The 20,403-nt window shown below is 71.7% G+C and carries 19 protein-coding genes, 1 tRNA gene and 1 other RNA gene; 9 read left to right on the top strand and 12 right to left on the bottom strand.

All coding sequences use genetic code 11. From position 1 onward, the window contains the following. Positions 1-2 precede the first annotated feature (2 nt). Together ACFYZS_RS10045 and ACFYZS_RS10040 are read right to left on the bottom strand one after the other, a co-directional pair. Complete coding sequence (locus ACFYZS_RS10045; RefSeq protein WP_389009067.1) at positions 3-590, bottom strand: Uma2 family endonuclease; 588 nt, start codon at positions 588-590, stop codon at positions 3-5. A gap of 55 nt (positions 591-645) precedes the next feature. Further along, positions 646-1,497, bottom strand: a complete 852-nt coding sequence (locus tag ACFYZS_RS10040) for a helix-turn-helix domain-containing protein (RefSeq protein ID WP_389009064.1) — start codon at positions 1,495-1,497, stop codon at positions 646-648. Between the two features lie 358 nt (positions 1,498-1,855). Here ACFYZS_RS10040 and ACFYZS_RS10035 point away from each other — a divergent pair, with 358 nt between their 5' ends. Together ACFYZS_RS10035 and ACFYZS_RS10030 are read left to right on the top strand one after the other, a co-directional pair. After that, complete coding sequence (locus ACFYZS_RS10035; protein WP_389009061.1) at positions 1,856-2,719, top strand: helix-turn-helix transcriptional regulator; 864 nt, start codon at positions 1,856-1,858, stop codon at positions 2,717-2,719. Continuing rightward, the gene (locus ACFYZS_RS10030; protein ID WP_389009058.1) at positions 2,716-2,973 is read left to right on the top strand and encodes a DUF397 domain-containing protein; all 258 of its coding nucleotides are present in this window, start codon (positions 2,716-2,718) and stop codon (positions 2,971-2,973) included. The genes ACFYZS_RS10035 and ACFYZS_RS10030 overlap by 4 nt, the downstream gene beginning before the upstream one ends. Here the strand turns inward: ACFYZS_RS10030 and ACFYZS_RS10025 are convergent. After that, complete coding sequence (locus ACFYZS_RS10025) at positions 2,958-3,386, bottom strand: hypothetical protein (protein ID WP_389009055.1); 429 nt, start codon at positions 3,384-3,386, stop codon at positions 2,958-2,960. The two genes, ACFYZS_RS10030 and ACFYZS_RS10025, sit on opposite strands and share 16 nt — an antisense overlap. 247 nt (positions 3,387-3,633) lie before the next feature. On the opposite strand from ACFYZS_RS10025, the gene ACFYZS_RS10020 reads away from it, so the two are divergent. Both ACFYZS_RS10020 and ACFYZS_RS10015 read left to right on the top strand, forming a co-directional pair. Then, on the top strand, positions 3,634-3,825 hold the full coding sequence (locus ACFYZS_RS10020) for a DUF1059 domain-containing protein (protein WP_376020578.1): 192 nt from the start codon (positions 3,634-3,636) through the stop codon (positions 3,823-3,825). A gap of 144 nt (positions 3,826-3,969) precedes the next feature. Further along, a complete protein-coding gene (locus tag ACFYZS_RS10015; protein WP_389009052.1) occupies positions 3,970-4,389 on the top strand; it encodes a molybdopterin-binding protein in 420 nt (139 codons plus the stop codon). A 15-nt stretch (positions 4,390-4,404) separates the two neighbouring features. On the opposite strand, the gene ACFYZS_RS10010 is transcribed toward ACFYZS_RS10015, so the two are convergent. The 3 genes from ACFYZS_RS10010 to ACFYZS_RS10000 form a co-directional block, all read right to left on the bottom strand. Then, positions 4,405-4,851, bottom strand: coding sequence for a molybdopterin-dependent oxidoreductase (locus ACFYZS_RS10010; RefSeq protein ID WP_389009049.1), 447 nt, complete (start codon positions 4,849-4,851; stop codon positions 4,405-4,407). A gap of 80 nt (positions 4,852-4,931) precedes the next feature. Next, complete coding sequence (locus ACFYZS_RS10005) at positions 4,932-7,724, bottom strand: molybdopterin-dependent oxidoreductase (RefSeq protein ID WP_389009046.1); 2,793 nt, start codon at positions 7,722-7,724, stop codon at positions 4,932-4,934. After that, positions 7,721-8,560 carry an FAD binding domain-containing protein gene (locus tag ACFYZS_RS10000; RefSeq protein ID WP_389009043.1) on the bottom strand — a complete coding sequence of 280 codons (840 nt, stop codon included), beginning with the start codon at positions 8,558-8,560 and terminating at the stop codon, positions 7,721-7,723. Before ACFYZS_RS10000 ends, ACFYZS_RS10005 begins: the two co-directional genes overlap by 4 nt. Positions 8,561-8,794: 234 nt before the next feature. On the opposite strand from ACFYZS_RS10000, the gene ACFYZS_RS09995 reads away from it, so the two are divergent. Next, entirely contained in the window at positions 8,795-10,255 is a 1,461-nt protein-coding gene (locus ACFYZS_RS09995) for a PucR family transcriptional regulator (RefSeq protein ID WP_389009040.1), read from the top strand. Positions 10,256-10,271: 16 nt separating this feature from the next. On the opposite strand, the gene ACFYZS_RS09990 is transcribed toward ACFYZS_RS09995, so the two are convergent. Both ACFYZS_RS09990 and ACFYZS_RS09985 read right to left on the bottom strand, forming a co-directional pair. Next, on the bottom strand, positions 10,272-10,676 hold the full coding sequence (locus ACFYZS_RS09990) for a molybdopterin-binding protein (RefSeq protein ID WP_389009037.1): 405 nt from the start codon (positions 10,674-10,676) through the stop codon (positions 10,272-10,274). Positions 10,677-10,739: 63 nt separating this feature from the next. Then, positions 10,740-11,294 (bottom strand): hypothetical protein, encoded by a 555-nt coding sequence (locus tag ACFYZS_RS09985; protein WP_389009035.1) that lies wholly within the window; start codon positions 11,292-11,294, stop codon positions 10,740-10,742. A 99-nt stretch (positions 11,295-11,393) separates the two neighbouring features. Between ACFYZS_RS09985 and ACFYZS_RS09980 the strand changes: the two genes are divergently transcribed. Continuing rightward, positions 11,394-11,921: a PadR family transcriptional regulator gene (locus ACFYZS_RS09980; protein WP_389009032.1), complete on the top strand. Its 528-nt coding sequence runs from the start codon at positions 11,394-11,396 to the stop codon at positions 11,919-11,921. 30 nt (positions 11,922-11,951) lie between these two features. On the opposite strand, the gene sigJ is transcribed toward ACFYZS_RS09980, so the two are convergent. Beyond that, complete coding sequence (gene sigJ / locus ACFYZS_RS09975; protein ID WP_389009030.1) at positions 11,952-12,884, bottom strand: RNA polymerase sigma factor SigJ; 933 nt, start codon at positions 12,882-12,884, stop codon at positions 11,952-11,954. Positions 12,885-13,113: 229 nt separating this feature from the next. Here sigJ and ACFYZS_RS09970 point away from each other — a divergent pair, with 229 nt between their 5' ends. Then, positions 13,114-13,491 (top strand): hypothetical protein, encoded by a 378-nt coding sequence (locus tag ACFYZS_RS09970; RefSeq protein ID WP_389010223.1) that lies wholly within the window; start codon positions 13,114-13,116, stop codon positions 13,489-13,491. On the opposite strand, the gene ACFYZS_RS09965 is transcribed toward ACFYZS_RS09970, so the two are convergent. From ACFYZS_RS09965 to ACFYZS_RS09955, 3 genes are all read right to left on the bottom strand, one after another. Next, complete coding sequence (locus ACFYZS_RS09965; RefSeq protein WP_389009027.1) at positions 13,492-14,919, bottom strand: ATP-binding protein; 1,428 nt, start codon at positions 14,917-14,919, stop codon at positions 13,492-13,494. It abuts the gene before it with no gap. Positions 14,920-14,981: 62 nt separating this feature from the next. Continuing rightward, the gene (locus ACFYZS_RS09960) at positions 14,982-17,411 is read right to left on the bottom strand and encodes a helicase C-terminal domain-containing protein (RefSeq protein WP_389009024.1); all 2,430 of its coding nucleotides are present in this window, start codon (positions 17,409-17,411) and stop codon (positions 14,982-14,984) included. 291 nt (positions 17,412-17,702) lie between these two features. Further along, positions 17,703-17,787, bottom strand: a tRNA-Ser gene (locus ACFYZS_RS09955). 165 nt (positions 17,788-17,952) lie between these two features. Between ACFYZS_RS09955 and ffs the strand changes: the two genes are divergently transcribed. Beyond that, positions 17,953-18,051, top strand: an RNA gene (ffs, locus tag ACFYZS_RS09950) — signal recognition particle sRNA small type. A 66-nt stretch (positions 18,052-18,117) separates the two neighbouring features. Beyond that, the gene (locus ACFYZS_RS09945; RefSeq protein ID WP_389009021.1) at positions 18,118-20,376 is read left to right on the top strand and encodes a DNA polymerase III subunit gamma and tau; all 2,259 of its coding nucleotides are present in this window, start codon (positions 18,118-18,120) and stop codon (positions 20,374-20,376) included. Positions 20,377-20,403 lie beyond the last annotated feature (27 nt).

The following is a 20,403-nucleotide window of genomic DNA, read 5'->3' as shown; positions in this document are numbered from 1 at the left end:
CTCTACCGGTAGAGCGGCAGGCCGTCCGTGGCGACGGTCCATTCGCCGATGGTGACGTCCTCGCCGTACACGAAGTCCTTGCGCGTCGCGTAGCGCGGTCCCGCAGGGGTCCGGTGGATGTCCGACAGAACGGTGCCCGTCCCGGTGCGAGGGTCGAAGATCGCGTAGATGGGGATGCCGAGCAGCGGGTAGTCCCGCATCTTCCCTACCCAGTCGTTGTCCGGGTTGGAACGGGAAACGACCTCGACGGCGGCGATCAGGGTGTGAGGGTCGAAGGAACCCTGGCCCTCCATGTCCGCTTCGGCGATCAGCATGATGTCCGGCAGCCTCAGGATGCCCTGGAGCTCGTCTTCCACGTCCGGAGCCCCGGTGTGGGCCACGAGCTCCTCCGGCATCACCTTCTCCAGACGCTTCCGTAGACGCAGCGCGGTGAGCTCGTGAGGGCTGGACGGAGCCATCATGTCGTGGACGATGCCTTCCTTGGTGATCTCGAACTTGCCGGGAACGGTGTCGTCCAGCGACTGAACGGCCTCCCGCATCGCCTGGTACCAACGGACTGCAGGCTGTACGTCGTCCGGGGCGATGGTCATGGAACTCGCTCCTCGTCTGTGCCCTGGGGTCCGGGTCCGAGTCATCGCCTTCATGCTAGGCCGCATCGCCGGGTCGTGTGGAGGTGCAGCCCTTGCAGGTGCCGGGGGTGGGGCTGCGGAAGGCGAGGTCGCATTTTTCGCAGGTCTGGAAGGGGTGTGGCGGGGCCAAGGGGGTTCTGCGGGGTGGTGGTGGCAGGTGGGGTGGGAGCTGGGCCGTCAGGCGGTGGGCGATCAGGCCCGCCGGGTTGCGGGGATGGTCCGGGAGGTTCGCGGTGAGGGCGTCGGCCACCGCCTGGTGGGTGGCCCCGCGTTCCAGCCAGGCCTCGACGCCGCCCGCGAGGCGCTGGACGTCCCGGGCGCCGAGCAGCAGGCGGGGGTCGGCCCGGCGGAGTTCGGCGAGGAGTTCCTCGGCCAGCTGTCGGCGGGCCGGGTTGTGCGGGTTGCGGGGGGCCGGGAGGGCCGCCGTCGGGGGTGGCGGGGGTGGCGGGGGTGGCGGGGGTGCCGGTTCCGGGGCGGGGGTCGGTGCGGGTCGGGGCGCCGGTTCGGGCTTCGGCTCCGATGGGGTGACGGCCTTCGGGGCGTTGCAGAACACCGTACGGGTGACGATCCGCCCGTCCGGCAGCTTCTCCTGGAGCCGCCGCAGGTACCCGTACGCCTCCAGCTCGCCCAGCGCCTTGGCGATCGCCTTCTCGCCGAGGGGCAGCTGCCCGGCCAGGGCTTTGATGCCGACCGGGGTGCCGCGGGGCACGGACTGGATGTACGAGGCGAGGGCCCGCGCGTTCATCGACAAGTGGGGATGCCGGATCAGGTCGTTGCTGACCACGGTGAAATTGCGGGTCTGCCGGACGTTGGCGTGTTGAACGCCGTACGCGGCACGCGAGGTCGCGTTAGAGTGCTGGAAAGCCATCGGGAAGTTGGATCCTTCTCGTGGTCAGGCCCTCGTCGGGATTGCGAGTCCCGGCGGGGGCCGTCCTGTTGTCTGGGGTGTCGCGGCGAGCATATGCCAGGCAACCGGCATGAAATCCAGCCGAGTTGGGACCTTTCACCCGTGTGAGTGAGCGCCGCTCCGGGGAGGCTGGAGGGGTTGGGCGGGAGTTTCTTTCTCTTGGTTCTTCCAAAGACAAAGCGTCGTGCCGCACCGGGTCGCGCCCGGGCGCGACCCGCCCGCGGGTGCGGCCCGCACGAACGTCCACGACTTTGTCCAACGCTGTCGAGACTGTCCCAACGCGAGCGACGGGTAAGGCGCGTTGAGGAGGTGGGTGCGCATGGGCGTGGACGTGGACGGTGACGGTACGGAAGAGCACAGCTGGTCCGTGGACCCCGAGGACGAACAGGGCGCGGCGGTGGTCGCGGCCCTCGGCCGGCAGATGCGGGCACGGAGGGAAGCGCTGGGGATGCGGGTCGGCGAGCTCGCGGCGGCGATCCAGTACGGCGAGGCCCTGATCTACAAGGTCGAGGGCGGCAAGCGGATCGCCGAGCCGGAGTACTTGGACAAGGTCGACGAGGCGTTGAAGGCCGGGGGCCTGATCCGGGCCATGCGGGAGGATCTGGGGCGGGTTCGATACCCGAAGAAGGTTCGGGAGCTCGCGAGGATGGAGGCCCAAGCTGTCGAGGTCGGTGCCTTCACCATTCAGGGTCTGCATGGGCTTCTGCAGACCGAGGGCTATGCGCGTGCGCTGTTCGAGATGAGGCAGCCCGCCTACTCGCGTGACGAGGTCGAGCGCGGAGTCGCCGGACGCATGGCGCGCATGTCGATCTTCGATCGGGCGCCTGCGCCGACGCTCGGATTCGTCCAGGAAGAGGCAAGCCTTCGACGCCCTATCGGGGGCACAATGGTCATGCGTGGCCAGCTCGAACGCCTATTGGAACTCACCGAGTTGCGGAATGTGACTCTCCAGGTGATGCCGATTGATCGTGAGGCCCATGCGGGAATGGAAGGTCGGATCGAGCTGCTGAAGTTCGCTGACGGTACGGCGGTGGGACGCTCCGAAGGAGCATTCAACGGACGCCCTGTGTCCGACCCGAAGCGGCTCCGGACCCTTGACCTGCGGTATGGCATGCTCCGGGCCCAGGCGCTGACGCCCTGGGAGTCGCGCGCCTTTATCGAGCAACTGCTGGGAGAGACATGATCCACAAGGCCGAGCTGGACTGGTTCAAGAGCAGCTACAGCAGCAGCAGCGACATCAACGACTGTGTCGAAGTGGCGTGGGTCAAGAGCAGCTACAGCAGCGGCCCTGAAGGCGACTCCTGCGTCGAGGTCGCGGCCTGTCCCGAAGCCGTCCGCGTGCGGGATTCCAAGGTGCTCGACGGGCCACAGCTGGCGCTCACGCCGCGGGCCTGGGCCGGCTTCGTCTCGTACGCGCGGCGTCAGCCCTCGTTGTAGGCGGCGTGTGAGGTCGCTTGGTAGCAGCGGGAGTTGACGGTGAAGTCGAGCGTCGGCTCCAGCGTCGCGGTGTGGGCGGCGACCTTCACGGAGAAGTGTTCGGCTTCGTTCGAGGCCTGGATCTCGTCGGGGCCGTCCTTCTTGATCTTCCAGCCGTTCCCGCCCAGCACATTCCGCAGGTTCCGCATGCCGGCGTCGTACTGGTCGCTGGTCATGCCGCCCACCGACCAGCGGTGCTCCAGGGCGTACAGGTCCTTGCCGTACTCGTCGCAGACCACGAGGCTCATGCCCGTGCGGGGCTCGGTGACCTTGCCCTTGACCCCGGCCATCTCCAGCAGGCGGCCGGAGACCTCCCGCGTCTTCGCGCGCGCCGGGTCGGGATCCATCCGCTCCGGCGTGTAGGGGAGCTCCATGATGTTCGAGCACCCCACGGACAGCGCCAGCAGCGACGCGAAGACGGCCGTGACGAGAGGCCCCGTACGGCATGCCCGTGTCGGGTGTTGTCTCTCCGCGATTCGTCGCATCCGGCCCGTCCCCCCTGGTGGTCCCCGGCCCTGACCGTACCCGGCGGCCCGGGCGCATCCCCTCCCCCTCCCCGTGGGCCCGGCTTTCGCCGCCCGGGCAAGCGGAGGATCGTGGGGAGTGGAAGGGAGGCGCGTCATGCGCAAGGTCATGGACTGCAGGGAGTACCCCAGCGAGATCGGGTGCACCCTGACCATCACGGGTGAGGAAGACGAGGTCATGGGGGCGGCCGTCCAGCACGCCGTCGCCGTGCACGGTGAAGAGGACACCCAGGAGTTCCGCGACGCGCTGCGCGGCATGCTGAAGCCCGAGGTGCCCCAGAACGCCTGAAAACCGCAGGGGCGAGCCGCACGAGTGGTTCCGGCTGGCGGATGCGATGGGTCGAACGCACGCCGGGGCCGGGGTGTCTACGGTCGATCTTGTGCGGTTCGCCCGGACCGCGGGAAGCCACTACCGAAGAGGTCGGACATCCCCATGAGCCTGAGCATCCGCAACCAGATCGCCGGCACCGTCACCGCCGTGACCACCGGCGAGGCCATGGCCACGGTCAAGGTCCGTCTGGAAGGCGGGCAGGACATCACCGCCGCCATCACCGCCGACGCCGTCAAGGACCTCGGCATCGCCGAGGGGTCCTCGGTCAAGGCGCTCGTCAAGGCCACGGAGGTGGCGCTGGCCACCGGCGCCGTCGACGGCATCAGCATCCGCAACCAGCTGGCCGGCACCGTCTCCGACGTCGCCACCGGTGGTGCCATGGCCTCCGTCAAGGTGGACGTGAACGGGGGCGGGTTGACCGCCGCCATCACCAAGGACGCCGTCGAGGCGCTCGGCCTGGCCGCCGGGTCCTCCGTCGTGGCGCTGATCAAGTCCACCGAGATCTCGCTCGCGACCGCCTGATCCCAAAGACACCCCCTAGAGCCCGAGGCTCGGCGGCGAGAGCGAGCCGAACCACACGTGCGTGACGGCGCTGACGTAGCGCGCCCCGCACCGGTCCGTCGGGACCACCAGCTGCGCGCCCGCCTCGTCGAGGTCCTCCCCGTCGAGGCGGGTCGCCAGCATTACCGGGCTGCCGCCGAAGTCCGCGTCGAGCTCGGCCCAGGACAGGACGGTGTGGTGCCCGTCCCCGCCGCTGACCGCCAGCAGGAAGCGGCTGCGGTCCTTGCGCCGCCGGGCGTCGAAGGACGGCCCGGCGTCCGCGACCACGTCACGGAGCAGGGCGCCTTCGAAGACATGGTGCTGCGGACCGTTCGTCGCGCAGTCGAAGGTGACCTCGGCCCGGTGCTGTACCCAGTCCCGCAGGTCCGCGACGCTCAGCGTCGCCGGGTGGTCCAGATCTCCGTGCAGCATGAGTTTGGCCATGGGGCGATTGTGCCCGGGGCCCGTCATTCCGGAACCTCATCTGCAAGGTTGATGGCTTGATACAACCCGCAGATGTGGCTTCATCGTGTGTTCTGCCCTTGCAGGTCCTGCAACCTCTGGTTCACCTTCCGCCAGACGATGTCGCGTGTCACCGGCAGCTCCGTGAACCGCACCCCGGTCGCGTCCCGCAGCGCGTTCGCGAACGCCGGGGCCACCGGGTTGAAGGGGCTCTCGCTCATCGACTTCGCGCCCAGCGGGCCGATCGCGTCCGAGGTCTCCATGAAGTGCACCTCCGTGCGCGGGACGTCCGCGTACTGCGGGAGCCGGTAGCGGCGGAACGCCGCCGTGGTCACCTCCCCGCGCTCGTCCACCCGTACGGTCTCGAACAGCGTCGCGCCCAGCGCCTGGGCGACGCCGCCCTCCACCTGGCCGCGGCACTGCATCGGGTTCATGACCTTGCCCGCGTCGGCGGCGTGGACGGACCGGAGGATCTTCATCTCCCCCGTGTCCGGGTCCACGGCGAGGCGGAACCACTGCGCGTTGAAGGCCACCGAGCGCGGGGAGCCGCTCCAGTGGCCGTCCGCCGCCATCTCCTCCAGCCTGCCCTTGTCGTACGCGGCCTCGTACAGCTCCTTCAGCGTGACGATCCGGCCCGCGCAGTCGAAGGACTCGGCCGACAGCCTGCACAGGTGCCGGGCCACGCCCGTGTGCCGGGCCGCGAAGGTCTGCAGTCGCTCCGCGAGCGAATTGGCCGCCAGCATCACGGCCTTGCCCGCCACCACCGTGCCGGCCGAGCCGAAGGCGCCGGTGTCGTGGCGGACCACGTCCGTGTCGGACTGGCGCACGGCGATCCGGTCGACCGTGGTGTTCAGCGCGCCCGCGGTGATCTGTTTGTGGACGGTGGTCGTGCCGTTGCCGAACTCCGCCGTGCCGACGGCGATGTCGTACGTACCGTCGCGCAGCAGCGAGACCCGGGCGTCGGCGAAGTGGCCGCCCGGCGGACCGGTCGCGATCATGGCGACGGCCGATCCCGTACCGGTGAGCCAGCCCTCCGGGACGTCCTCGTGGCTGCGGTCCTCGGCGATGGCCCCCCGGACCACGTCCATGCACTGCTTCATCCCGTACGAGGCGATGAACAGGTCCTCTTCGTGGCCGATCGGGGTCACCATGTGGTCGCCGGCGCCGATGACGTTCTTCTCGCGCAGTTCGAGCGGGTCCATGCCGAGCCTGATGGCCAGCTCGTCCATCACCGATTCGAGGGCGAACAGGACCTGGCCCAGGCCGTAGCCGCGGAAGGCGCCGGCCGGCACCCCGTTGGTGTAGACGGAGTACGCCTCCACCTCCTTGTTCGGCGCCTTGTAGACGGCGAAGGACTCGCCGACGCTGTGGAACATGACGGCCGGGCCGTGGTTGCCGTAGGCGCCCGTGTTGGCGAGCACGCGGATGCGCAGGGCGGTGAGGGTGCCGTCGGCCTTGGCGCCGATCTTGATGGTGATCTTGAAGGGGTGGCGGGTGGTGGCACCGTGGAACTGCTCGGCCCGGGTGAATTCGAGTTTCACCGGCCGCCGCAGCTTCAGGGCGGCGAGGACCACGATGTCCTCCGTCAGCATCTCCTGCTTGCCGCCGAACCCGCCGCCCACGCGGCCCGCGACGACGCGGACCTCGTCCTCGTTCAGGTCGTAGAGCGCGCACAGCGCCCGCCGGGTCAGGAACGGGGCCTGGGTGGAGGAGCGGACGGTGATGCGCTCGCCGTCGCCCTCCTCCTTGGGTTCGAAGTACGCCACGCTGCCGTGGGTCTCCAGGCTGGCGTGCTGCACGCGCTGGGTCTGGAAGGTCTCCTCATGGACGACGTCGGCCTCCGCGTACCCCTGCTCCATGTCGCCGACCGTGTTGTGGACCTCGCCGCACACGTTGTTCTCGGCGCGGAAGATCCCGGACTCGGGGCCCTTGGGGTGGATGACGGGGGCGCCCGGAAGCATGGCCTCCTCCGGGTCGATCACGTACGGGAGCTCCTCGTACGTGACCACCACGCGGCGGCAGCCCTCCTCGGCGGCCTGCTCGCTGTCGGCGACGACGGCCGCCACGCGCTGGCCGACGAAGCGGACCACGTCGTCCAGGACGCGGGTGTCCATCGGGTCCTCGGTCGGGTGCTCGTGCCGGGCGGAGGAGTACAGGTGGTCGGGGGCGTCGTGGTGGGTGAGGACGGCGTGCACGCCCGGGACCTGGAGGGCGTCGCGGATGTCGATGTCGACGATGCGGGCGTGCGGGTGCGGGGAACGCAGCAGCTTCATGTGGAGCAGCCCGGGCACCTCGACGTCGAAGGTGTAGCGGGCGGTGCCGGTGACCACGAGCGGGCCGGCCGGGGCGCCGAGGCTCTTCCCGACGGCCGCGCCCTGTTCCGGGGTTTCGGTGTGCTTCACCCCGCGTACGGCGTCCTCGATGGCGCGGTAGCCCGTACAGCGGCAGATGTTGCCCTTGAGGGCGCGCGGGAGGTCCTGGAGCTTGCCGTCGTCGTGGGCGGTGCCCTCCTCGGCCTGGAGGGCGGCAGTGGTCATCAGGAAGCCGGCCGTGCAGAAGCCGCACTGGAAGCCCTGTGCGTCGAGGAACTGCTGCTGCGCCGGGTGGAGTTCGCCGCCCGGCTTGGCGAGCCCCTCGACCGTGGTCACGGAGCGGCCCTCGGCGCGGACGGCCGGGTAGAGGCAGCTGTGCACGGGCTGCCCGTCGACGTGGACGGTGCAGGCCCCGCAGTCGCCCTGGTCGCAGCCCTTCTTCACGCCGAACCAGCCGCGCTCGCGCAGGTAGGTGCGCAGGCACTGGCCGGCGCGGGGCTCGGTGTCGAAGCGCTCCTTGTTGATCTGGATCTCGTAGCTCATCGGGAAACCTCCTCCTGCGGCGGCGCCGACGTGAGTTCGCGGCGGATCTCCTCGGCCAGGCGAAGGGCCATGTGGCGCCGCCAGTCGGGCAGTCCGTGGATGTCGTCGAACCACTCGTCCGCACGGACCGCGGTGTCGATCGCCCCGCGCAGCTCGGCGGCGGTGGGCGGCAGCGCGAACCAGAAGCGGAAGGGGCGGGTGGTGGCGGCGCTGACCGTGAGGGCGAAGGACCCGTCCTGGGGGTCGCGGGTGCCGATGACCAGGGCGCCGGAGCGGCCGAGCCCGTAGAGGGAGGCCTGCCGGAAGGCCGTGCGGCAGGTCAGGGAGCGGGCCGGGACGCGTATGGAGCGCAGCAGGTCGCCCTCGCGCAGGTCCTTGACCCCGGCGCCGAGGATGAAGTCGGTGACGGGCAGGCGGCGGGTGGCGCCGTCTTGGCCCTGGAGGAGGACGGTGGCGTCGAGGCCGGCGGCCAGCGAGATGACCGGGCCGGCCGGCAGGCCGTTGCAGAGGTTCCCGCCGACGGTGGCCATGTTCCAGATCTTGAAGCTGGCGAGGAAGGCCCGGCAGCACTGCTCGATCAGCGGCGCCGCGGTCGCCGGCAGGAACCGGCCGAACCGGGACAGCTCGGTGATGGTGCAGGTGGCGGCGATGTCGAGAGCGCCGTCGGGCTGCCAGGACAGGGGCGGCCAGCCCATGCGCGAGAGGTCGACCAGGCGGCGGATGTGGGGCTGGGGCTCGGAGAAGAGGTACGTCCCGCCACCGAGCCAGGCGTCGCCGGGGCGCCAGGGTCCGCGGCGGCGTGCGTCGCGCACGTCGAGCACGGTGTTGAGATCCAAGGTGAGCCACCCCCTCCACTCGGGACACCCGGGAAACCGAGCGTTTCCAGTCAGTGAACCAACGGGTACCGGCCCCGGACGACTGTGGCCGAGCACGGAAACCGCTGGACTCCGGGCGGTTCGCCCTGGAGGATCAACCAAGAGGCTGACCGAGCTCTTGCCCTTGCATTTACGATGGTGTTTCTCGTATTCGCCTCGCGAATGTGGGCTGCCGCCCGCCGCAAGGAGCCCCGCATGCACGTCCTCGACCTGCTTCAGTCCGACAACCTCGGCCTCACCCTGCTCTGGGGCGAGGACGCCCTTCTCGGCCAGGAGGTCAGCGGGGTCACCGCCACCGACCTGGAGGACCCGCGCCGCTTCCTGGGTCCCGGCGAGCTCGTGCTCAGCGGCCTGGTGTGGTGGACCGACGGCGACGTGGTGAAGGCGGATCGTTTCGTCTCCGCCCTCGCCGAGGCCGGGGCCACCGCCCTCCTCGCCGGGGAGGAGACCCACGGCCGGGTCCCCGACGAGCTGGTGGCCGCCTGCCGCGCCCACCGCGTGCCGCTCGTGGCCGTGCCCGCGCAGACCAGCTTCCGCGCGGTCACCGAGGCGGTCTACCTGCGCCAGTGGGGCGACCTCAGCCGCCGCCCGAACCGGCTCTTCGCGCTGCCCGAGAACGTGCGCGCCGAGCTCAGCCGCCTCCTCGAAGGCGGTGCGGGCCCCGCCGAGCTGCTGGACCGGGCATGCGCGCACCTGGGCAAGGTCGCCTGCTACCTGCTGACCGCGAGCGGCCGCACCGTCGCCCGCACCCCGTCCGCGCCCGCGATCCCGGCGCAGCGGGCGGGCGGCGGCGCGCTGCGCGAGGGGCTCTCGCTGCGCATCGAGTCCGAGGGCACCCCGTACGACGCCTGGCTGCTGCACATGCCGGACGCGGACGCCGCGCCCCCGCGCGTGCTCCACGAGATCGCCGAGGTCTTCGCCCAGTACCGCGACGGCCGGGCCCGCCGCGCCGACGCGGTGCGCGCCGCCGGCCGGGAGCTGGCCGTACTCCTCGAGACGGCGGAGCAGGCCGCGGATCCGGGAGCCCTGGAGGAGGCGCTGGCCGCGGCCGGACTCCCGGCGGGGGGCCCGTACCGGGTGCTCACGGCGACGGACGGCGACGCCCTGGCCGAGGCGCTGGCCCACCTGGAGGAAGTCCCGTACGCGGTGGGGCGCTCGGTCGCGGTCCTGTACGAGGACCGGGACGCGGCGGTCGACGTCCCGGGGCTGCTCCGCCCGGTCTGGGGGCTGATCCGGGCGTGCGGCGGCCCGGAGGCCGATCTGCGGCTCGGCGCGGGTGCGCGGGCTGCGGGCGCCGAGGCACTACGCGCGTCGATGCAGCAGGCCCGCTTCGCCCTGACGGCGACGGACGAGAGCGCTCCGGTCCGCGCGGTGGAGCAACTGGACACCCTGTCCGCGCTGTTGTCCGGGGTTCCGCAGGAGGTCCGGTCGGTCTACGCGACACGGACGCTCGGGGCGCTGGGGGACGGGATGCTGCGCGAGACGCTGGAGGTGTTCCTGGCCAACAACTGCTCGTGGACGCGCACCGCCGAGGCCTTGCACCTGCACGTCAACACGGTGCACTACCGGATCGAGCGGGTGGAGTCCCTGACGGGCCGTGACCTGTCCCGGCTGGACCACAAGCTGGACCTCTACGCGGCGCTGCGCTGCGTCTGACGGCGGCCGGCTCGTCTCACGGGACGTCGACGTACACCTCGGTCGACTTCACCCGCGCGGTGACGCAGACCCCGACCGCGATCCCGAGCTCCTCGACCGACTCCCGCGTCACCACGGACACCACCCGGTGCGGGCCCGACTGGATCTCCACCTGGGCGGCCACGTCGTCGAGCCGCACCGCGGTGACGATCCCGACGAAGGAGTTCCGTACGGAGGTGGCCGTTCCGTTGCCCGCGGGCGGCTGCGGCCGCGGCTCACCGGCACGGGCCTTGGCGAAGGCGGCGAGGGTCACCCCGTCGAAGGAGCGCGCCCCGTCGGCGCCGCGGCGCACGGGAAGCCGGCCCCCGTCGGCCCAGCGGCGGACGGTTTCGGCGCTCACGCCCAGCAGCCCGGCGGCCTGCCCGATGGAGTACGACGGCACGCCCGCACCCTACCCCCCTGCCGGGCGGCGGCTCCCGACCGGCCGCCCGGCGGCCGGAGTTGCTCAGCGCGCCTCGGCCTTGGCCTGCACGGCGGCGACGTAGCGGACGGTGAAGAGCATCGGGACGACGAACCCGGCGGCCTGGACGAGCGTGGCGGACGGCGAGTGGCCGTGGCCGGCGTGGGCGAGGGCGGCGAGCGCGCCTGCGGTCACGGCGAAGGCCGCGGTCCACACTCCGGTGATGACGGCGTTGATCCGGATGAACGGCCGCAGGCCCCAGACCTCGCGGGGGGTGCTGCGCTTGGCGATGCCCAGGGTGAACGGCTTGCCCACGAGCAGCGAGACCCCGGCGACGAGGGCCAGGGTGGCCGAGGAGAGGGCCGCCGAGTAGTCGTGCACGCCCGAGTGCGGGTCGGCGAAGGCGACGGCCGTCAGGGCCGCGAAGAAGACCGCGGAGCCGATCTCGATGATCAGCGCGTCGAAGCCGGCCCCGGTCCGGCGCTGCTGGACGGTCACCGCCACCGCCGCGACGAGACCGGCGAGCGCGGCCCACTGCCACTGGCCGGACGGAAGCACCGCGAAGACGATCCACGGAAGGAAGGTGCGTACGTACGACATCGGAAACCCCCGGGCTGACAGCTGACGTTCCTGTTCTGACATGTCGAAAGTAGATGTTCCACAAGTGACATGTCAAGGATGGAAGGTAGGGTGAGGGGCATGAGCCTTCGACACGCCCTTCTCGGACTCCTGTCAGAGCGCCCGGCCAGCGGATACGACCTGCTGAAGCGCTTCGAGACCTCGCTGGCCAACGTGTGGCCCGCCACCCAGAGCCAGATGTACACGGAGCTGTCCAAGCTCGCCGACGCCGGGATGATCAGCGTCTCGGCGGAGGGCCCGCGCGGGCGCAAGGAGTACACCCTCACCGACGAGGGGCTGGCCGAGCTGCGCCACTGGCTGACCGGGACCAGGCCGCAGCGCAACACGCGCAGCGACGTCCTGCTGAGGGTCTTCTTCCTCGGCGTGCTCACGCCCGAGCAGGCGCGGGGCTATCTGACCGAGCTGATGGAGATGTCCGAGCAGGAGTACGAGGGCCTGCGGCAGCTGGAGGCGTCCATCGACTGGGGCGACGACCCCCTCTCGGCCCACGGCAGGATCGCCCTGGAGTACGGCCTGCGGTTCAACGCCATGCGCCGGGAGTGGGCGCAGTGGGCGGCCGGGCAGATCGGCCGGGCCGCGTCCGGCTAGGCCGCGTGCGGCCGGGTCGCGTGCGGCCGGTCAGGGCGTGGCGCCGTCCGTCCGGTCCGCGTTCCAGGCGCGGAGCTTCTCCGGATTGCGGACCGCCCAGATGCGGGTGATGCGGTCGGCGGTCAGTTCGAACGCCGCCACGCTCACGGTGGTGCCCGCGTACCGGGCCACCAGGCCCGGCCGGCCGTTGACCGTCCGCTCCAGGAGCGTCGGCCCGGGGCCCTTGGCGGCCATGTGGATCAGGTACTGGGCGATGCGCTCGGCGCCCACCACCGGGCGGAGCGCGGCGCCGGCCAGTCCGCCGCCGTCGGCGGTCATCGTGGCGTCGGGGTCGAGGAGGCCGACGAGGGCCTCGATGTCCCCGGCCTCCCACGCCTCCTTGAAACGCCGCACCAGGCCCGCCTGACCGGCCTGACCGGCCGTCGTGGCCGCGGTCGCGGGGGCCCGTGCGGCGCGGACGCGCCGGCGGGCGGAGGTCGCCAGCTGCCGGCAGGCCGCCGGTGACCGGGCGACGATCCCGGCGATCTCGGCGAAGGGGTACCGGAAGACGTCGTGCAGGACGAACGCCACGCGCTCGGCCGGTGTCATCGACTCCAGTACGACGAGGAAGGCCATGTTCACCGACTCGTCCATGGCGACCCGGTCGGCGGGGTCGGCCGGCCCGTCGCTCCACTCCGTACCGCCGGGCAGCGGCTCCGGTATCCACGCGCCGACGTAGCGCTCGCGGCGGACGCGTGCGGAGCCGAGCAGATCCAGGCAGATGCGGCCGGCCACCGTCGTCAGCCAGGCGCCGGGTGACTCGACGGCCCCCTGCTGTTGCGGGGACATCGCGTACCAGCGGGCGTAGGCCTCCTGCACGGCGTCCTCGGCCTCGGTCAGCGAACCGAGCAGCCGGTAGGCGACGGCGATCAGACGGCGCCGCTCGCCGAAGACCGCGCGCGGATCCGTCTCGGAGGTGCTCACGTCGGCGACCGCTCCCCGTTTCCTCGTTCGCCTCACATTTCGCGGGCCCACGTCGTCGGACTGTCGAGACAGTACCGAGCCACCGCCGCGAGGCAGAAGAGGGGACCGCACCATGGCCACCCGCACGACTCGAGACCGCACGACCCGGGACCGCCTGACCCGGGACCGCACGACCCGGGACCGCACGACCCGGGACCGCACGACCGCGGAACGGCGCACCGGCACTTTCCTGCGGGTCGCGATCGCCCTGCAGACCCTGGCCGTCTTCTTCCAGGCGGCCACCGCCGGACTGCTGCTGTCCACGTCCTACGGCGAGACGCTGCACGGAGTCGGAGCGCGTGTGATGTACGGCGCATCGATGCTGTACGTGCTCGCCGCGATCCTGGCCTGGCGCCCGGGCGGCGGAACCCCCCGCCCCATCCTCTACGCGTCCGGCTTCCTGGTCCTCGCCTCGGTGCAGGTGGTGCTGGGCATCGCGCACATACCGTCGCTCCATGTACCGCTGGGCGTCCTGATGTTCGGCCTGAGCGTGCTCGCACTGGGCCGGGGAACGTCGAAGGGCCCCACCGCGAACGGTGGGGCCCAACCACAGGAGTCCGGCCCCTGACTACGCTCTGCGCCAGGCGCCGAGCAGCTCTTCGGGTCCGTACGCCGCCTGGAGCCCGAGCCCGGAACATGTGGTCCCGTTGCGGGAGACCGCCACAAGCGGTACCGGCTCGTCGGTGATCGCGGCCCGGTGCTTCTGCAACGCGGCCAGGTCGTGGCCGTCGAACGCGGAGTTCTCCAGCCACTTGACCGAACCGAGGAAGAGCAACTCCTTGGCCACCGGCTGCCGGTCGGCGCCCACCAGGTCGATTTCGACGTCGTTGCTGCGGGTCCAGTACCCGCCGATCGCGGGGGCGGCGGGCAGGAGGTCGTCCGGCAGGAGGCGGGCGAGGGATTCCCGGACGAGGGGTTCGACGGCACGCCCCCGCCAGCTCGTCCACTGCTCCTGGATCCGGCTCAGAGCGAGGTCACCCCGCATCCGCTCGATCTCCGCCATGTGCGGATCCAGGAACGCGAGCCAGAAACGGAGGTAGGGATCGGCCACGCGGTAGCGGCGTTCCTTCGACGGTCTCAGCGAGAGGGGCAACTCGGCTGCCACCACCCGTTTCTCGGTCAAGACGTCGGTGGCTCGGGTGAGAGTGGTGTGGGCGATACCGCCCGCCGCGCGAGCGATGTTGGTGAAGGTTCTTTCCCCGCTTCCGATGGCCCGCAGGACTTCCCGGCTCATCGCCTGTGGTGGAAACTCCGCGGCCAGCGACCGCTCGGCGGAGACCAGCAGTGCCGAGATCGGGTTGTCGAGTGAGTCGCGGAGGAACTCCCAGACGTCGGCGCCGGGCCGCCACTCTGCGCAGATCAGCGGAAGTCCGCCCGTGATCAGGGCGGCGTCGAAGGCGGCCGCCGGCTCAAGACCGAGCATCTCGCCGATGTCGGCCGGGTTCAGCGGCCCCACGACCATTTCCCGGCCCCGCTGGTGGAAGGGCCGGTCGTAGCTGTTCAGCGCCTCCATCATCGACAGGTCGGACCCGACCAGGAGGAGGAGCACGGGTTTGCGGCTGAGCAGGCGGTCCCATGCCCGCTGGAGCATGCCCTCGAAGGCGTCGATGCGGCCCATGAGGTACGGAACCTCGTCCATGACGACCACGCTCGGGCTGTCGTCGGGAAGGATCTCCGCGAGCAGCCTGAATGCCGCATTCCACTGCTCTGGAGTCTCCTCCGAGAACAGTTCCCGCTCTTGCAGGGTGGATCTGGCGACGGCGTCGAGCAACTCCGTCAGCTCGTCCTCCGCCGTGCCGCCCGCCGCTGTGAAGAACAGATACGGAACCTCGGTGCGTCGGAGAAATTCTTCGACGAGGCTGGACTTGCCGACCCGTCGTCGTCCACGCATGAGGATGCACTGCCCCGGTTTCACCGACCCGACGGCATCGTGAACCGACTGCAACGCGTTGCCGAGCACGTTCAGCTCGCGGTCCCGGCCGATGAAACGCCGCACGATGAATCTCCAGCCCGTGATGGTATCGACAGAGATAGTATCGCCACCGATACTATTCCCCCTTATTCGGGTGCGACGCTCATCACGCCGTGGATGCGGGAGAGGGTGAAAACGCGCTCGGCGTCCCGAAGGTGGCACCAGGCTTCGAGGTAGGGCGGATCGAGGTCGAGGCGACTGACGGTGCGCACGGTCCGGTTGCCCGAGGTTGCGACGTACTCGACCGTGATGGCCTGACCGGCGTCGATGGCATGGGCGAGCTGGCGGACGTCGCTGTACGGAAGGCGTTTCGCCCATCCCGCGACGATCTCCTCGGTCTCCGTGGCGAAGGGCGCTCCGGCGTCGGGTGGCGCCGGTTCGGGAGCGGGCGGAGCCGCCAGCAACCGGATCGCCAAGGTGCTCGGGTCGAAGGCGGCGGATTCCTTCGCCGTGCTCGTGGGGATCCGGCCGCCACTGCTCGCTCTGGAGTCGCGCGGAGCCGGAACGGCAGCGCCAGCCCGCCGAGGCCGGGCCTCTTCGATGCGGACCGTGCCCTCGGCTGTCTCGGCGACGGGGGCGTATCCCTCGGCCCGGAGCGCGGCGAGGGTCGTGTCGAGCGGGCTGCGGCTGATCAGCACCGTCGGCGCCAGCTGTCGTAGTCCGAGCTTGGCGAGCCTGCGGTGGGCAGCGAGTTCGGCCAGGAGTGCGGGCTCGTCGCCGTGGAGGACGCAGGAGGCGGGGGCGATGCGTGCACGCCCGTGGCCTCGTGCGGTATCGGCGATCAGGTACGACAGCGGCTGTGGCAGTGGCCCGACGGCGACAGCGGCCAGGTCGGCCGTGATGTCCTCGCGGGTTCGGCCGGCGTCCAAAGCCCGGCGGACGCTGCCGGCACTGAACCGCCACACCGACGCCGTGCCACTGGTCTCCCGGCCCGCGACGGAGTCCAGGAGCGCGGCCAGCCGCGCGGACGGTGTGCCGGTGACGACGGCGGTGAGGTCGGCGCCGATCCGGGCCGTCGCGGTGGCCGAGGGCAGCAGCCGCCGGCACTCGATTCCCAGCCCCTCCACGTCACCGGTCCGCAGGTGGATGCCGATGGCGGACAGGGCGCCTCGCGCGAGTACGCCGAGGAGTTCGGCCTCGCGGATCACGGTGGCGAACGGCGGTCCGTCCGGCGACGAGTCGGCGAGGGGGCGGTACCAGGCGATCAGCGGCCCCAGATCCGACGCGACCCGCACGCCCTGCCCTGCCGGGAGCCGCGCGGCTGCGGCCAACAGCCCGTGGCGGGCCTGCACACAGCCGTTGCAGGGCGGTGCGGCGGAGAGTGCGGCGAGCGCCTTGTCGTCCTCGTCGCGCGCCTGGGTGGGGGTGAGATGCAGGTTCCGCCATGCCTGGAGCAGTACGGCGAACTGCTCCGGGGGTTCCTGTTCCGCCCAGGCGTCGTAAGCCTCGGTGGGGGCCACGCGATCGCCGTCCCGGGCCAGCAGTCCGGCGGCAAACGCGGTCTCCAGGGTGAGGCGTACGACGGCCTCGTCGGCCTGGGCCGCCTTGCCGATCCGGGCCAGTTCACGCGCACCGATGCCGCCGGACTTCAGCCGGGCCGGCGCGGTCGTCGAGCAGGCCGACAGGACCGAGGCGGCGTGGGTGGCGAACGCCGCGGCCGCGGCCGACGCCTCGCGGTCCACCTCCGCCGGGGTGGCGGACGCCGATCGCGCGGAAGGCGGGACAGGTTGGAACGGCGCGTGCCAGCCGGGCCCGCGCAGCGCGACCGCCACCTCGGCAGGCATACGGGCAGGGCCGTAGCGGTGGCGGTCCTGGATCAGGAGTCCCCGCTCAAGTGCCCACCGGGCGCCCGGTTCGAGATCGGGGCCCGGGCTCCCGAGCATGATGAACCGCGCGGGCCCCGCCGGCCCAGCTCCCGCTCTGCCTTCGAGCAGCTTCCGGGCCGCCGCAGGGGCCTTGGCGACCACGGAGGCAATCCGCTCCGGGTCGCTGTGGTGTTCCACCAGCGCGGCCAGCCGCTGCGACTTGCCGCCCGGCGGCTTGACGCCCAGTGCCGCCAGCATGCCGCGCAGTTCGTCGGAGGTCGTGCCCGCGAGCAGTTCCTCCAGCGGGGCATCCAGTCCCAGAGGCGCGTCCCACGCCTGCCGCAGCGGGCCGGCCATGCGGAGCTTCCCCGCGCCGTCCGGCCAGACCAGAGCCCGATCGGCCAAAGCCTCCAGCACGGCCTCCAGTTCGCGGGTGGTGTCGTCGTCCGCAACTCCCAGCAGATCTGCCAGGGCATCGCGCGACGCGGGCGCACGCAGCGCTGCCAGCGCTTCGGCGACCTGGAGATGCGGCAGCGCGAGCCGCGGCAGGGCAAGCGCCACCGAACCCGGGCGCTGAAGACGGTCGGCCAGCTCCCCCACCGAGCGCGGCTCCGGAGGGGACGCGGCGTCCTTCCGCGTCCCGAGCACGCGTGCCAGATGAGAGGCCTCGAGGCTGCCCAGCCATGCGGCCAGTGTTGATCGGGACTTCATACGGGGGTGCACCTCGTCAGACCAGGGACCGTCGCAGCGGGGGCCGGAGCCCCGGCACCGGGTTCAAGGATGGCGAATCCACGTGAGCCGCGGGTGCCGCATGAGGGCAGGTACCCGCTTGGTGGGCGTTCACGGGCTGTGAGCGGCCTCATTGCGGTGCGACAGGGGCGCCCGTTCGCCGAAATGTCCGAAATCGCACTTCTAAACGCAACCAGAAGTGCAACCAGAGCATGCCGAAGACCCCGGCCGCTGGAGCGGTCCGGGGTCTTCGTTCGCCTGTTCAGGCGACTGCGGAGGATACGAGATTCGAACTCGTGAGGGGTTGCCCCCAACACGCTTTCCAAGCGTGCGCCCTAGGCCACTAGGCGAATCCTCCGCCGCAAACAATACAAGACGTTGAGGGGTGCTCGCGAACGTGATCGCCCGCGGGGGATCCGGGCGGCGACCTGGGCGGGTTCCGCGTCGGGTCCGCATCGGGTCCGCGCCGGGTTCCGGTCGGGGGCAGGGTCGATTCCGGGGGCTTTCATCCGCTAGGGTGGGGCCCAGCCCCTCACGTGGCGCTATCTCACCCAACTCCCCCAGGGCCGGAAGGCAGCAAGGGTAAGTGGGCTCTGGCGGGTGCGTGGGGGGCGCTTTGCGTTCCGGGGCGGCCCGCGGGGCCTTCGGCGGGACGTCTTTGTCGGTGGGCCCGGATAACCTCGTAGACGTGTCGTCCCTTGCGCTGTACCGCCGCTACCGCCCCGAGTCGTTCGCCGAGGTCATCGGGCAGGAGCATGTCACTGTCCCCCTGATGCAGGCCCTGCGGAACAACCGGGTCAATCACGCGTACCTGTTCAGTGGTCCGCGAGGCTGCGGCAAGACCACCAGCGCGCGCATCCTGGCGCGCTGTCTGAACTGTGAGCAGGGTCCCACTCCCGAGCCCTGCGGCACATGCCAGTCCTGCAAGGACCTGGCGCGCAACGGGCCGGGGTCGATCGACGTCATCGAGATCGACGCGGCCTCGCACGGTGGCGTGGACGACGCCCGTGACCTGCGGGAGAAGGCCTTCTTCGGGCCCGCCTCCAGCCGCTACAAGATCTACATCATCGACGAGGCGCACATGGTCACCTCGGCGGGCTTCAACGCCCTGCTGAAGGTGGTCGAGGAGCCGCCGGAGCACCTCAAGTTCATCTTCGCGACGACCGAGCCCGAGAAGGTCATCGGGACCATCCGGTCCCGTACGCACCACTACCCGTTCCGGCTCGTGCCGCCCGGGACGCTGCGCGACTACCTCGGCGAGGTCTGCGGGCGCGAGGGGGCCAAGGTCGAGGACGGCGTGCTGCCGCTCGTCGTGCGGGCCGGCGCCGGCTCCGTGCGTGACTCCATGTCTGTCATGGACCAGCTCCTCGCCGGTGCCGCCGAGGAGGGTGTGACGTATGCCATGGCCACCTCCCTGCTCGGGTACACCGACGGCTCGCTGCTCGACTCCGTCGTGGACGCCTTCGCCGCCGGGGACGGGGCGGCGGCCTTCGAGGTCGTCGACCGGGTGGTCGAGGGCGGCAACGACCCGCGCCGGTTCGTCGCCGACCTGCTGGAGCGGCTGCGGGACCTGGTGATCCTGGCCGCCGTGCCCGACGCCGGGGAGAAGGGGCTCATCGACGCCCCCGCCGATGTCGTCGAGCGGATGCAGGCCCAGGCGTCGGTGTTCGGGGCCGCCGAGCTGAGCCGCGCCGCCGACCTGGTCAACACCGGACTCACCGAGATGCGCGGTGCGACCTCGCCGCGGCTCCAGCTGGAGCTGATCTGCGCCCGGGTGCTGCTGCCCGCCGCCTTCGACGACGAGCGGTCCTTCCAGGCCCGGCTCGACCGGCTCGAGCGGAGCGGGTTCACGCCCGGCGCCGCCGGTATGGCCGGTATGGCCGCCGCCCCGGCCGCCGGGCCCGCCATGGGCTACGTCCCCGCGCCCGAGGCCCACGGCATGGCCCCGGCCGGGCCCGGCGGGGCCGTCGCGGCCGCGCGGGCCGCCGCTGCCGCCGTACGGGCGCCCGAGCCGGCGGCTCCGGCCGCGCCGGCGCCCGCTCCGGCCGAAGCCCCGGCCGCGGTCCAGGCCGCCCCTGCCCCGGCCCCGGTGCAGGCTCCGGCACCCGCTTCTGCACCCGCTCCGGCTCAGGCCCCCGCCGCCGCGCCCGGCGCCTGGCCCGGAGCGGCGCAGCCCGGTGGCGGAGCCGCCCCCGGCGCCTGGCCCGGAGCCGCCGCCCCCGCTCAGGCCGCCCCCGCCTCCGCCCCCGCCGCGGGGGCGTGGCCCAGCGCCGCCGCGCCCGGTTCGGGCCAGCCCGCCGCGGCCGCCCCGGCTCCGGCCGCACCGGCCCCCGCCGCCGCACCCGCCGCAGCCCCCTCGCCCGGCATGGCCGCCGGCGCCGGCCAGGTCCAGGCGATGTGGCCGGGCATCCTCGAGGCCGTCAAGAACCGCCGCCGCTTCACCTGGATCCTGCTCAGCCAGAACGCCCAGGTCACCGGCTTCGACGGGACGACCCTGCAACTGGGCTTCCCCAACCCCGGAGCCCGCGACAACTTCGCGAGCAGCGGCAGCGAGGACGTGCTCAAGGCCGTCCTGGCCGAGCAGTTCCAGGTCAACTGGAAGATCGAGGCCGTGGTGGGCGCGGGCGGCGGCCAGCCGGGCCCGGCCCCGTCCTCGTACCCCGCCCCGGCCGCCACCGCCTACAACCCGCCGCCCGCCGCCCCGGCCCCCGCCCAGCAGCCGGGTCCCGCCCCGCAGCAGCAGCCGTACCAGCCGCCGCAGCCCCCGGCCCAGCAGGGCGGCTCCGCGCCGCAGCCCCCCGTACGGCAGGCACCGCCGCCGGTCGCCCCCGAGGACGACGTACCGGAGGAGGACGATCCGGACCTGGTCGACAGCGCCCTGACCGGACACGACCTCATCGTGCGCGAGCTCGGAGCCACCGTCATAGAGGAATACACAAACGAGTAGGGCCGTCTCATTGGGTGGCCGCACGAA

The sequence above is a fragment of the Streptomyces sp. NPDC001903 genome, from assembly GCF_042891345.1.
Lineage (GTDB): Bacteria > Actinomycetota > Actinomycetes > Streptomycetales > Streptomycetaceae > Streptomyces.
Note: the sequence above shows the minus strand (reverse complement) of the source record. Positions and strands in the feature narration are given on the sequence as shown.